A 14,242-nucleotide genomic window follows, 5' to 3' on the forward strand; every position below is an offset into this window, starting at 1 on the left:
AGGAAGTTATGAAAAAATATTTAATATATTTGTTTACATTGGCAAGTACCCTTTTGATAGGATGCGATTCGTTCAGGGACATGTCTGGCACAGCAGAAGTGAATCCTATCACAGTGGATGTATATTTGGATATTACCGTTGAAAATATATCCACACTGAAAGATCTGACTGTAAAGTTCGACAATTACGATGAAGATTTACATTATGTAAAAGAAGTAACTGATAATAGTGTGAAAGTTGACGGAATTATCCCCGGAATTTATTCGGTAACAGTATCCGGTACAGCGATCGATACAGAAAACAATGAATACTACATCAATGGCAATTCTGTAAATGCGGCATTATTTAAGCATGGTAGCGCATTGAATATTGAAGTACAAGGGCTTAAAGTGAGCCCATTAATATTCAAGGAGATTTATTATTGCGGTAGCCGTCCGGAAAAAGGAGGAGTCTATTTCCGAGACCAGTTCTATGAGATATACAATAACTCTGCTGACATTTTGTATTTGGACGGTATTTATTTCGCAAATTTAACTCCGGGTACAGCTACCACTAAATTACCTATTTGGCCGGAAGCGGACGGTAATAATTATGCATATGGAGAACGTGTGTGGAAATTTCCAGGAAATGGAACCGAATATCCGTTAGCGCCAGGTGAATCTTGCATCATTTCTCAATTTGCCGCTAACCATCAGTTGGACATCTATAACCCTCAAAGTCCTATAGACGGCAGTAGTTCTGAGTTTGAGTTTAATATGAATAATCCAAACTTCCCTGACCAGGCAGCTTATGATATGCAACATGTTTTCTACCAAGGAAAAGCAGAGATGGGAAGTATACCACAATATTTGACATCCGTATTCGGAGGTGCTTATGTGATTTTTCGTGTTCCTGAAGGAGAAGCTTGGGATCCGGTCAACGATGAAAATATGAAGACAACAGATCTTAGCAAACCGAACAGCAATGTTTATTATGCAAAAATACCTATTAAATATGTATTGGATGCTGTTGAAGCAGTAAACAATGAGTCAAAGATGAATGCAAAACGTGTCCCCGGTGTACTTGATGCAGGTATTACTTGGGTAGGAGCTACTTATTGCGGTTTAGGTATTGCTCGCAAATTGTCCACAGACGAAGAAGGTAATCCTATTATTCGCGAAGAAACAGGTACATATATATATCAGGATACAAACAACAGTACGGATGACTTTGAACGTGGCGTTGTTCCTGTAATGCGTCGTAATGGAGCAAAAATGCCTTCATGGAATCACACATTGTAATAATTAACTAAAAAGACAGAACAATGAAAAAACAATATATGAACTATATGAAAAGCTGCCTGCTGGTAATGATAGCCTGCCTTGTAAGTATGGTGGGAGCGGCACAGGGCTTCTCTCCCGCCGCTATGGAACAATTGAAAACAAGACGACTATGGTCTCATTCACAGAATGCTGCCGGTATGCCATTCGATGATATTCAGAATTATTCGAATGTTATATTGGGATATGACTTACAGGACGGAAACTATTGCCGTCCGCAAGAGGGGCAGAAAGAGGCTATCGTAGGTGTATCCAGTGAAGGCTTTATCAATCTGAAAAATGCATATGTGTGGGGAGCATTTAATTTTGCACAAAAAAATCTGACAGATGCCGGATATAACGCCTCCATTGCCGATCCATTCAGGGGAATGCCTTACTATGTCGCAGACCAGCACTTAAGCAAATGGAGAAATCAATATTACGATCTGAAGTTTCGTGCAGCTACTCCTTTACTTGGTAATCATTGGGCATTGGGGTTGGAAGGTAATTATGTAGCTACATTAGCTGCCAAACAGCGCGACCCGCGTGTGGATACCCGTTTTTATACGCTGGGACTGACGCCGGGGATTACTTACAAGTTGAATAATTCACACAAGTTTGGTGCAAGTTTCAAGTATAGTTCTATCAAGGAAGACTCAAGAATGAGTAATGTCAACTCTTATGTGGATCAGGACTATTATATATTATACGGTTTGGGAACAGCCATAAAAGGAATAGGCAGCGGTGTAACCAGCAATTATATTGGAGACCGTTTCGGTGGAGCTCTCCAGTACAACTTCAGTATGCCCTCTTTCAATTTACTGCTTGAGGGCAGTTACGATGTAAAAGCGGAAACTGTTCAGCAGAGCTATACGACTCCTAAAAAAATAGCCGGTGTAAAAGATAAAACTGCTCATGTTTCTTTAACGATGATTCAGGAAGGAAAGGACTATACCAATTATATGAGAACCACATATACAAATCGTAACATCGATGGTATTCAGTATATTTCTCAACGCGATAACTCTGAATCACAAAGTGGCTGGGTGGAATTATATAATAACATCCGTTCTACGTACAAGGCACAAACCGCTTCTCTTAATTATGCATTAAGCAGAAACCGCGGGAATGAATATAGTTGGAAAGCAGAATTAAATGTGAATTATACCAAGCAAGACGATGAATATTTAATGCCTAATTCTGTACAGAATGCAGAAAATTTATCTTTAGGCTTAGGTGGCAAAAAAAATTTTGTTTTAGGCAATAGTTTGAATCGCAGGCTTTTAATAGATGTTCATGTTGCGTATAACAATAATCTGGGAGGTGAATATGTATATGGTGGCAGCCATGCAGACTATCCAACTGTAACCGAATTACAACAAGGGCTGACTAATTATTATACCTGTGATTACTATCGTATTGGCGGGTCGATAACGTATTCGCAACAAGTCAGAGAAAACAGACGTATGAACTTATTTGCAAAAGTTGTATTCGATCGTGTAAATACCTCTGACTATGATTATGATGGGCGTACTCATTTATCGATAAGTTTAGGATGTAATTTTTAATGCTACATAACGAAATCTATATTACAAAACATGCGTAAATTAATAACTGGAAGTTTGATGCTCTGCAGCATATTATCTCTGCGGGCACAGACATTTGTTAAACCGGCTGTGAAAGTAAAGGACACCTCTTTTGCTGTAATTACAGATAAAGGGACATTTCAGGCTTGTGAAGCCGAGCTTAAAGCCTATCAGGAGATTCTAGGAATGGAAGGGTTGCCTACGTTCATCGTATACAATGAATGGAATAAACCGGAAGATGTAAAGAAAGTTATTGTTAAGCTCTACAAAAAGGATAAATTGGAAGGAGTGGTATTTGTCGGTGATATCCCTATTCCAATGCTCCGCAAAGCCCAGCATATGACTTCCGCTTTTAAAATGGATGAGAAAAACAATGACTGGAGAGATTCTTCAGTGCCCAGCGACCGTTTCTACGATGATTTCGACCTACAATTCGATTTTTTGAAACAGGACAGTGTCGAAAATAATTTCTTCTATTATAATTTGGCTATAAAATCTCCACAGCAAATTCGGTGTGACATATATTCTGCACGTGTCAAAGCTGTTGATAACGGCGAAGAACCGCATGCGCAAATCAGCCGCTATTTTAAAAAAGTGGTGGCTGAGCACCAGATAAACAATAAATTAGACCAATTCTTCTCCTATACAGGTGATGGCTCTTACTCTAACTCATTGACTGCATGGACACCGGAAACCTTTACTATTCGCGAACAAATGCCGGGCGTATTCGATAAAGAGGGACGGGCCCGTTTCATCCGTTATAATTTCAGCGATTATCCCAAGGACGATGTCATTAATATGCTGAAACGCACAGATCTGGACTTGTCTATTTTTCATGAGCATGGTATGCCCGAACGTCAATATCTTTCCGGTAGTCCCGCTACTAATAGGTGGAATGCTCATGTAGATGCAATGAAGTACTATTATCGTGGTTTAGCGCGTAGAAAGCAAAACAACAAAAAGTCTTTCGACGAAATGCTGGATATGATGAAAAACACATACGGTTTGGACACTACTTGGATTGCAGGCTATGATGATCCCAAAGTAATTGCAGAAGATTCTTTACTAGACCTGCGCACCGGTATTATCCTGTCGGAAGTTACAGAGTTTAAGCCTAATAGCCGTATGGTAATTTTCGATGCATGCTATAATGGTGATTTCCGGGAAAAAGATTACATTGCCGGACGTTATATCATGTCGGAAGGAAAATGCGTAACTACTTTTGCCAATTCAGTCAATGTACTGCAAGATAAAATGGCAAACGAGATGCTCGGCCTGTTAGGTATGGGAGCACGAGTGGGGCAATGGGCTAAATTGACGAATATTCTCGAATCGCACATTACCGGTGACCCTACTCTACGTTTTCAATCTATCAATGAGGTAGATGCCAATGCTTTGTTCAAAGAACCATATAGCGAGTCCCGCATGTTGGAGTTATTACAGTCGCCCTATGCCGACATACAGAATTTTGCTTTGCACAACCTTTATCGCAATGACTATCCGGGTATTTCTGATTTATTAAGAAAAACTTTTGAAACTTCCTCGTTCATGATGGTACGTTTCACCTGCTTGGCATTGCTTGAGAAGATTAGTGACAAAAACTTCCGGGAAGTCTTACACTTGGCCATTACGGATTCCTATGAATTTATTCGTCGCACCTCTGTTCGTATGATGCAACATGTGGGACTGAACGAGTATGTTTATCCGCAAATCAAAGCCTATGTAGAAGACAACCTATCCGAGCGTGTGGCATTTAATGTGAGTTTGGGGCTTCAAGTCTTTGATCAGGCAGCCGTACAGGCGGCAATTGATAAAGTAATGGCTGAGACCTATGTGTTGCAAGACAAGGAGGAGATGCGTAAGGTTTTGGAGAATGCCAATAATAGTCGTAGCATGCAAAAAGAGTTATTAAGCAAAGAAACTTCCGAACGTTGGCGCATCCTTTATTGCAATTCTCTGAAAAATCATATGGCACATGCCTGTGTAGACGGCCTCTTGGCTTTACTTACCGACTCCAGTGAAAGTGAAAAGCTAAAAACCTGTTTATTGGAGGCTTTTGCTTGGTTCACTCATTCTTATCGGAAGCCTGACATCCTTCGGGTATGCGATCAACTGAGAAAAGATAAGAGCTTATCCGAGAACCTTCGTGAAGAAGCCGACCGTACATATTACAGACTTAAAAATTAATTGGCCATGATTAAAAAAATAATATATCTGGCATTTCTTTTGCCATTGGCAGGAAATGCACAAACAACAGTCATAAAGCCATTGGTCAAACAACCTACCGCTTTTGCTATCATAACAGATAACCAAACTTATGCAAATACCAAAGATGCCATGCATCAGTACAAAACTGCGGTTGAAGATGATGGTTTGGCAACTTATCTGATCAGCGGTGACTGGCAAAATCCAGATCAAGTCAAACAGATAATCATCAAAACATATCAAGAATGCCCTTCATTGGAAGGTCTGGTTTTAATCGGCGATGTGCCTGTCGCATTGGTACGTAATGCGCAACACATGACTACTGCATTCAAAATGAATGAGAAAGCCTTTCCTTGGGATCAGTCTTCCGTACCTACCGACCGCTTTTATGATGATCTGAACTTAAAGTTTGAGTTCATCAGGCAAGACTCAGTAAATCATCAGCATTTCTACTACAAATTGACAGAAGACAGTCCCCAGCGGCTAAATCCTACTTTCTATTCAGCTCGTATCAAGTATCCGGAAAAAAAGGAAGGGGATAAATATGCGGCCATTGCCTCATATCTGAAGAAAGCTGCTGCTGCCAAGGCAGATAAGCATAATCAATTAGATCGGGTATTCTCATTCAATGGTGCTTCTTACAATTCCGATTGCCTGATTGTATGGATGGATGACGAAAAAGCTTATATGGAGAACTTTCCATTAGCTTTTGGTCGTCAAATGGGATTCAAACATTGGAACTTCCGAATGAAACACCCTATGAAATATAAGTTATTCAGCGAATTGCAACGAAAGGACCTTGACTTATTTATGTTTCATGAACATGGAATGCCAACAGGGCAGCTTATTAATGATGAATTGGCATGCACTGATTTCAACAATCGTTATAAAATGTTGAAGAGTACACTTTATAATGCAGTCATGTCCCATGTTGGAAAACGTGACAAAGACACCTTACGTATTCAGATGCAGGAAAAACGACAAGTGAATGAGGTGTTTTTTAAAGACCTGGACAATCCTAAGTTCTGGGAAGCAGACTCTCTTCACTACGCTGATGAACGTATCGTAACGGAAGATTTAATGAAGAGAAATCTTTCCACTAATCCGAAGATGATAATGTTTGATGCGTGCTACAACGGTTCTTTTCACGAAAACGACTATATAGCAGGACAATATATCTTTAATGACGGTCAGACATTAGTAGCACAAGGAAATACCCGTAACGTATTGCAAGACCGCTGGACTATTGAAATGATTGGTTTGTTGTCCCATGGTGTACGAGCCGGGCAATACAATAAGCTAATCGTATCACTTGAAGGTCATTTGTTTGGTGATCCCACTTTCCGTTTTGCTCCTATCGAAGCCAATACTTTAAGTACCGATATAACAATACACAAAGATGACAAAGCCTATTGGAAGAATTTGTTAAACAGCCCATACGCTGATGTACAAAGTTTGGCCATGCGTATGCTGGCTGACGCCGATACCCAAAAGGAATTATCTCCGTTGCTCCTGAAGAAGTACCGGGAAAGTGGCTTCAATACGGTTCGTATGGAAGCTATCAAGTTGTTGAGCCGTTATCAGGACGACAACTTCATCGAAGCATTACGCGAAGGTTTGAACGATACTTATGAAATGGTAGCTCGCCAAAGTGCCATTTATGCTGGATTTGTAGGTGACGATTCCTTATTGCCCGCTATTGTGGAAGCATTGGTCGAACATAATGAACGCTTACGCGTACAAATGAGTGCCAACAAGGCTTTAAGCCTTTATCCGAAAGAGAAAGTAGAAAAGACAATAGAAGACTTTTATGCAAAAGTTGACCGTTTGAATGAAAACGAAGAGAAAAAACGATTACTAAGAAGCCTGGAAAGAATGTTTGTACAAGAGGCAAAAGTCCATCAGACCTTGATGGATGTAGCTGCACCGGAAGCAAAACGTATCAGTGCAATCCGCAATGTGCGTAACTATACATTCCATTTCCACGTGGATGATTATTTGAATGTAATTCGTGATGCCGGTAATCCACAGGAAGTACGTGTAGTAATGGCCGAAGCATTAGGTTGGTTTACTAATTCTGTACAACGGCCACACATTCTTGAAGAAATAAAGAAGATGCAACAAACAGCCAATCTTCCGGAAGATTTAAAAGCAGAGCTTGAACAGACAATCAAAAGATTAAGTTTATAAATATGAATAAATACATCCTTTTGGCAATTACCGCTTTGTGCTTACAGGATATGCAGGCGCAAACAGTTGTACATCCTAGTATAAAAACAAAGACTACTTTTGCAATTGTAGTCGATCAGAAAAGTTATGATGAAGCGAAAAGTGAAATTGATGCTTATCGTACCAGTATAGAAAAAGAAGGTTTAGGTACTTACTTGCTAATTGATGATTGGAAAAGGCCCGAACCTATTCGTGAGCAACTTGTCAAATTGCATGAGAATGAGAAAACGCCTTTGGAGGGTTGCGTATTTATAGGTGACATCCCTATTCCAATGATTCGTGATGCACATCATCTATCTTCGGCTTTCAAAAGGTCTCCCAAAGCCAATTGGCAGAAATCAAGCGTTCCTTCCGACCGTTATTATGATGACTTCGGATTAAAATTTGATTATATTAAACAAGACAGTTTGATACCTGACTATCATTATATGACATTGCGTGCTGATTCTAAACAGTATATTTCACCGGATATTTATTCGGCCCGTATCCGTCCATTACATTTAGAAGGTGAGAACCGTTATCAGATGCTACGCGATTACTTAAAAAAGGCAGTTGCCGAAAAAGCAAAGCAAAATGCATTTGACCAACTGACTATGGCCCGTGGCCATGGTTACAATTCTGAAGATCCTTTGGCATGGAGCGGTGAGCAAATAGCCTTACGTGAGCAATTGCCGCAAATATTCAAATCGGGTAATACAGTGAAGTTCTATGATTTTAACATGCGCTATCCGATGAAACCATTATACTTGAACGAGATTCAGCGCGAAGGATTAGATGTCATGCTATTCCATCACCACGGTGGCCCCACCATGCAGTATATCAATGGCTATGAAAATGGTTCCGGTATTAATTTGAGTATTGAGAATGCCAAAATATTCTTGCGAAGCAAAGTGCCTTCATACGCCAAGAAACATGGGCGTGAAGCTGCTATCAAAGAATATGCCAAGCAGTATGGGGTGCCTGAAAGTTGGTGTGCGGAAGCTTTCGATGAGGAGAAAATAAAATCGGATTCCATTGTAAACCGTAATATGGATATCTATACTGAAGATATTCGTCTTTTGACTCCTAATGCGCGTTTTATATTGTTCGATGCTTGTTTCAACGGTTCTTTCCATTTGGATGACAACATTGTAGGCTCTTATATATTCAATAAGGGTAAGACCATTGCTACTATGGGATGTACGGTTAACACCATTCAAGATAAATGGCCGGATGAATTTCTCGGCTTGTTAGCTGCCGGTATGCGCATCGGGCAGTTCACTCGTTTTACCTGCTTCTTGGAAAATCATCTGATCGGTGACCCGACTTTTCACTTCACCAATAATGCCGGGCTGGATATGGACATCAACCAAGCTTTAGTTGCGCAGGAAGGAAATGTTACATTCTGGAAAAAACAGCTGAATTCCCCTATGGCTGACATGCAGGCAATGGCGCTCCGTCAATTGTCAATGGCAAATTATAGTGGTCTCGTTGAGTTGCTGAAGAAAAGTTACCACGAATCGAACTATTTCGTTGTGCGGTTGGAAGCATTACGCCTATTAGCTTTGAACTATCCGACAGAGGTTGCCGATGTATTGCAGACAGCCATGAACGACAGTTATGAACTGATCCGTCGTTATGCGGTGGAATACGTTGAAAAGAATTGCAATCCGGAATTGTTGCCGGCATGGATAGAAAGCTATTTATTACGCGGACATGAAAACCGCCATCGTTTCAGAATTTTTAGTGCTATCAACACGTTCGACCATGATATGGCTTTGAATGAATTGAAGAAACAGGCTGCCGATTGGTCTTTCTACGATTCTTCCTATGTGAATGAATTGTTAGAATACCTTCCTCGCCAAAAGAAAGGACTTGAAAGAGATTTTGCACTTATTGACAGTCCGGAAAGTACTACCAAACAGATACAAAGCGAAATAAGTAGGTTCCGAAATAAACCTATTGCTAAAGCTATTGAGCCATTACTGAACATTATAAAAAATGAAAGCCAAGAAGAAGAACTTCGCATATTGGCTGCTGAAACATTAGGCTGGTATAATTTATACTATAATAAAGCAGATATAATCAAAGAACTTAACACATTTAGAACTTCCAATCAAAAGCTAATGAACGAAGTTACCAAAACAATTAATAGGCTGAAAAGTCAAAATAGGTAGAATCATCCAAACGATGAGATAGACCGGATCCAAAGGGCGGTTCTGCCATTCCTGAGCAGCCTGGTTGACTTTGTTCGTGATGATGGAAATAGCTGATGTGGACAGTTCTATCTCATAGATTTCACGCATCTCCTCTTCTATGTCTGACACGCTCATTCCTTTGGCATATAGGGAGATAACAAGTTTTTCTTTAATATTATCGACACTATACAGGGACATTCAGTAAATGTCTATAGTATAACTCCTCAACCAGTTCCAGACACCAATCATTAAAACAGGGATATTCCTAAAATAATAAAATTTAAGGCAACTAATTCATTGCGAGTTAGTTGCCTTTTTTGTATCTTTAAGCATTCCCCCCAAAAAACGGTTTGACGGCCAAAACGGGGGTAATCTAAAATAAAAACACATGGTAAAGATACAAAAAATCTCAGAAATCGAACCTCGTTTAGGTTTTACCGAGTTCGATATGCTAAAAAAATATCGTCAAAGTTTTGCAACGAGTGAATTAGGTCGCCTCCATGCTCTGTTTCCTTTCTCGGAACTGGCCCGACAAATGCATTTGAAGTCCTCTGCTTTGGGTCGTAAAAGTTATTTTTCTCCCGAAGGTAAAATAGCCTTGATGGTCTTGAAGTCCTATACCAACTTTTCCGATGCACAACTGATTGAGCATTTAAACGGTAATATTCATTACCAGTTGTTTTGTGGTGTTCAGATTGATCCGCTTCATCCACTAACCAATCCTAAAATCGTTAGTGCAATTCGTCAGGAACTAGCGCATCGCCTTGACGTTGAGCCCCTCCAGCTCATTCTTGCCGAGCATTGGAAACCTTATCTTGAGAACCTTCATGTCTGTATGACCGATGCCACCTGTTATGAAAGTCATCTGCGTTTTCCTACTGATACCAAACTCTTATGGGAAGGTATTGTATGGCTTCATCGTCATCTGTGCAAACATTGCCAGACCTTGCACATACAACGTCCCCGTAACAAGTATCTTGATGTACGCCGTGCCTATCTTGCTTATAGCAAACTGCGTAAACGCAGGAAATCACAGACTCGTATGATTACACGAAGGTTACTTCAGTTATTGGAAAATTCAATACTGCCAACAGATAATCCAAATGATCGCCTGTCATAATATAACAGGCATTGTTCATTACATAATTGTTGGCATCATATGCAAAAGCCATTTGGTTTCCGATTATTTTCCATACAATTTTTGGCTTAGAAAAATCCTCCCAATAACTGATGCTATCTTGTGTTTCAAACCACTCGTTACTAGTTTTCTTTCGGGCTTTTATTTTTTTGCCATTAACAATATGAGTTTCTCCTGTTTGTTCTAAACGCTCTATGCCAATTGACAGAAGATAATTTTTCACCGCAGGATAACTTTCTATATCATAATGCCGCGAAGGAAATGTGGCTATAATCCACAAGTCCGCCCATTCATATTCATATCTCTTGATATCCCTGCCACGAAGAATCGGTCGTATAAGTTCAGCCGTCCGAACACGTTCATCTTCTGTTTGACAATTCGCTAGTATCTCATCACGCTTTTCGGTAGAAATGATAAAAGCATCATTGAAACCAGTTTTTATCCCATAGTTGATTTGGATGTTCCAATCCTTCAAGGGTATTCCCACAGACTCAATCTTCTGCTTGATGCTCTGTTCAATGGGAGACAATATCACCCATGGGATAGAATCTGCAAAGTTACACTTCACGCCTTGTTGCTGCACGAAATCGCTCAAATTATTCAAGCCATTCGAATCTTGTACCAAACAAGCTTGTGTGTTAAAAATATTTGCTGCTTTTTGAGATAAAAGAATATTTGCTTCTACCGTTATTGCATCGAATATTTTTATACCTGCAAAATCTACCAACATAATAGGATTGGTCTTGCTTGCGAAATAACCTCGCAAGGCTTCACCATACCCTGCACGCATCCATTTATTAGACGTGATATAGCAAAGAAAACCATTGGGAGTAAGCAGGTTCATACCCAACTCATAGAAGAGGCAGTAAATATCACCAGTGCGTGCATAAGTTATGTAACCCATGCATTCTAATACATCGGCACTCTTACCCATAGATTGTAACTGAATGTAAGGTGGATTGCCAATGATACAGTCAAATCCCAAGAAGTTGCCTTCGGCATCGAGTACTTCTGGAAACTCTATACGCCATTCGAATGCACCAAGATAAATTTTGTTGGAGCGTATTTCCTCAAATATATTTTCTAAAGTCGCAATTTCTTTCTTTAAATCGGCAATGCGCTTGTCCGACGCTTTCTTTTCCTTTTTTGTCGGTTCAAACAGTTGAGGCGCTTGTAAGTTTGCCAACTCAGAGCGGCGTTTGTTCAATCTAACCAATCGTGCATCCCGGCGGTTGATCTCTGTTTTCAGTTTCGACTTGATTTCTGTTATAAACGTTTCCAAATCCTGCTTTTCGCTTTTACTTTGGGCATTTTTATATTTAGCTACAGCCTCCTTATATTGGCTGATGCTGATACTAGACTCTCGCAGTACGGTCTGAATACTGTCTGTCAAAGCGAATCGGTGAAGCAAAGAATTTCCACATTTGATGTTAATGTCGATATTTGGTAAGGTTTCTAAATAAGTGTAATTACTTTCAGCCGTATAGTAAGCATTCTTCAACAATCCAATCCACAGTCGTAGGCGGCAAATCTTCACAGAGTTGGGGTTAATATCAACGCCAAATAAACAGTTCTCAATGATTTGACGCTTCTCCTTGAAAAGAGTTTCCTGCATGCGGCGACTTTCCGCATTGAGTGGGTTGTAAGCAAATAAATTACCTTCGGTATCGGTAACAATCAGCTCGTCATTTTCAATGGCAAGTTGATAGTCCGCTTTGCGGATACGCTTACCGGTAGCATCTACCAAAATACCTAATTCGTATTTCAAGAGTATCAGTTCATTGAGAGCAGACACAAGAAAGTGACCCGAACCAACAGCTGGATCACACAGTCGCAAACTGTTAATTAGTTCATTAGCTTCGACTATATTGTCAATATGGTTGTATAGTTCTATACGGGTGGTACAATTCCAGCCATAATAACCATTAAACTTTTGCAACACGGTCTTGGTGATTGCTTCACGGCACATGAACATAGTGATAAAGCCTGGAGTGAATACTGAACCATCCTTGTGACCATTTATTTTCTCGAATATAAGCCCTAAAACAGAAGCATTGATGAGTGTTTTAGCCTCTTCTTGCACTTCTTCACTGCCTTCGCTCGCAAAGTTATAAGCGTCGAGAAAAGCAAACAAATATTGCAGGGTGGGTAATGCGTTGACTTGTAGATTGCGTTTTTTATTTCGTAATACGCTACTCGCCAAGACAGGAAGTACCGTACGTTGTGAAAGGCTGTTTATCTTAATTGTTTTACTTTCCAAATCTGTCACCTCGAAAAGAGAACTGTTAAGATAGGGAACGTAAGCAAAATCACGCATAATGGAGTGTGTGCGGCTGCCCATGTCACGTGCAAGCACTTGGAAAAAGAGTGTGTTGAGATCATCATAGTCATGAATCTTAGTTATTGAAAGAAATTTATAGATTGCATCTCCATTGTGGTATTTCAACATCTGAGCCTCCAACAGTTTCAAGAAAAGGATACGATTCATCCAAGTAATACACAATTCCATTGCAACATTGAATAACCGTTCCTCATAATCATTCCCATACAAACGACCATTTATGTGACGCAAACAATCTTCTGCATCCAGTTGGTTAATAGTATTCTCTAGTAATGAAGCCTCGTCACGCCGTTCCACAGCTTTGCGTACAATCACGGTTTTATTATTCTCTTTGCGTTCCTCAATACCAATAATGTGTAGCAGCTCAGTGTAGAATCCACGGTTGAGCGAATTGCTGTCATTTTGGAACGATAGCTTCAAAAGATGTGTATCGCTGAATATCTTATAAAGTTCGATAAGTTTGCGTGAAGCGCTACTGTCTGTTCTATCAAGCAGGTGTTGATAGTCTTGTAAGTTGAAGTAAGTGTATTCAAGGCTATCTTTCACCTCCTCAATATAGGTTGTTGCAATTTCAGTATAGAAGAAATCGGTTTTGTTACTGGTTTTGCGTCCATCCACAAAGTCTTGAAACTCACGACGTAATTGTTTGTTCTGATAGAATTTGCGTTCAAACTCATGGGCATCAAAAATAAAGAATTCATGAATATTAGTAGCGATGAGATATTTAATATCATTGTTCTTCTTATTGACACGTTCTTTAAGATAGTATAGCAATAATTCCTGCAAAGCCTTACGATTAAGATTGTCATTAGAAATCATCTCACCTTTGTTGGTGGTACTCTTTACTTCAATCAATAACCCTATATTGGACTTGATAGTTTTATCCAATCGGATAGCCAAATCAATATCTTCTTCGGGAGCCATGTAGTATGGCTTGTAGAACGTTTCACTCAGAAAATTACGTAAATGTTCTTTTTGCGTGTGTTCTCTTTGCCCATCCACAATATTGTCTCTCAATGTGCGAAGGGCATTTTTGAATAAGTCAAAATCTGTTGTTTCAATCGCAACCTGTCTATATGCTTTGTTCAAAACTTGATTCGGTTTGAGTAGTCCCATAATGTTTGGTAAATGAGTTAATAAAATACAAAGGTAGTCTAAAAACTTGATAATAAAGAATGAACGTATTGGTTTAACGAAAGTTTGTTCTACTGCCAGCCATTATCAACAAACAATAGCAGCAGTAGATTTGACATGATTCTACTTATTAT

Annotated in this window: 6 protein-coding genes and 2 pseudogenes; 6 read left to right on the forward strand and 2 right to left on the reverse strand. The window is 39.7% G+C overall.

Going from position 1 to position 14,242, the window contains the following annotated elements; genetic code table 11:
* Positions 1 to 8: 8 nt before the first annotated feature.
* From GD631_RS07230 to GD631_RS07250, 5 genes are read left to right on the forward strand one after another with little or no spacing between them, the layout of a single operon-like run.
* Positions 9 to 1,280, forward strand: coding sequence for a DUF4876 domain-containing protein (locus GD631_RS07230; protein ID WP_004312956.1), 1,272 nt, complete (start codon positions 9 to 11; stop codon positions 1,278 to 1,280).
* 23 nt (positions 1,281 to 1,303) lie between these two features.
* Positions 1,304 to 2,866 carry a DUF6850 family outer membrane beta-barrel protein gene (locus tag GD631_RS07235; protein WP_004327091.1) on the forward strand — a complete coding sequence of 521 codons (1,563 nt, stop codon included), beginning with the start codon at positions 1,304 to 1,306 and terminating at the stop codon, positions 2,864 to 2,866.
* Between the two features lie 30 nt (positions 2,867 to 2,896).
* Positions 2,897 to 5,071 (forward strand): HEAT repeat domain-containing protein, encoded by a 2,175-nt coding sequence (locus GD631_RS07240; protein WP_005651733.1) that lies wholly within the window; start codon positions 2,897 to 2,899, stop codon positions 5,069 to 5,071.
* 6 nt (positions 5,072 to 5,077) lie between these two features.
* Positions 5,078 to 7,279, forward strand: a complete 2,202-nt coding sequence (locus tag GD631_RS07245) for a HEAT repeat domain-containing protein (protein WP_004311266.1) — start codon at positions 5,078 to 5,080, stop codon at positions 7,277 to 7,279.
* A gap of 2 nt (positions 7,280 to 7,281) precedes the next feature.
* Positions 7,282 to 9,474: a hypothetical protein gene (locus tag GD631_RS07250; protein WP_004311265.1), complete on the forward strand. Its 2,193-nt coding sequence runs from the start codon at positions 7,282 to 7,284 to the stop codon at positions 9,472 to 9,474.
* Positions 9,475 to 9,477: 3 nt separating this feature from the next.
* Here GD631_RS07250 and GD631_RS07255 read toward each other — a convergent pair.
* Positions 9,478 to 9,651, reverse strand: a pseudogene (locus GD631_RS07255) (transposase); the annotation flags it as partial.
* A 232-nt stretch (positions 9,652 to 9,883) separates the two neighbouring features.
* Between GD631_RS07255 and GD631_RS07260 the strand changes: the two are divergent.
* Positions 9,884 to 10,570: pseudogene (locus GD631_RS07260) on the forward strand (transposase); the annotation flags it as partial.
* Here the strand turns inward: GD631_RS07260 and GD631_RS07265 are convergent.
* Positions 10,542 to 14,090 carry a type IIG restriction enzyme/methyltransferase gene (locus GD631_RS07265; RefSeq protein WP_122130308.1) on the reverse strand — a complete coding sequence of 1,183 codons (3,549 nt, stop codon included), beginning with the start codon at positions 14,088 to 14,090 and terminating at the stop codon, positions 10,542 to 10,544. The pseudogene GD631_RS07260 and the gene GD631_RS07265 sit on opposite strands and share 29 nt — an antisense overlap.
* Positions 14,091 to 14,242: the final 152 nt, after the last annotated feature.

This window comes from Bacteroides luhongzhouii, from assembly GCF_009193295.2.
Taxonomy (GTDB): domain Bacteria; phylum Bacteroidota; class Bacteroidia; order Bacteroidales; family Bacteroidaceae; genus Bacteroides; species Bacteroides luhongzhouii.

Bases quoted from the DNA above. Each gene is read 5' to 3' on its own strand.
- GD631_RS07230 (WP_004312956.1), top strand. From the start codon at position 9: ATGAAAAAATATTTAATATATTTGTTTACATTGGCAAGTACCCTTTTG.
- GD631_RS07235 (WP_004327091.1), top strand. From the start codon at position 1,304: ATGAAAAAACAATATATGAACTATATGAAAAGCTGCCTGCTGGTAATG.
- GD631_RS07240 (WP_005651733.1), top strand. From the start codon at position 2,897: ATGCGTAAATTAATAACTGGAAGTTTGATGCTCTGCAGCATATTATCT.
- GD631_RS07245 (WP_004311266.1), top strand. From the start codon at position 5,078: ATGATTAAAAAAATAATATATCTGGCATTTCTTTTGCCATTGGCAGGA.
- GD631_RS07250 (WP_004311265.1), top strand. From the start codon at position 7,282: ATGAATAAATACATCCTTTTGGCAATTACCGCTTTGTGCTTACAGGAT.
- GD631_RS07265 (WP_122130308.1), bottom strand. From the start codon at position 14,090: ATGGGACTACTCAAACCGAATCAAGTTTTGAACAAAGCATATAGACAG.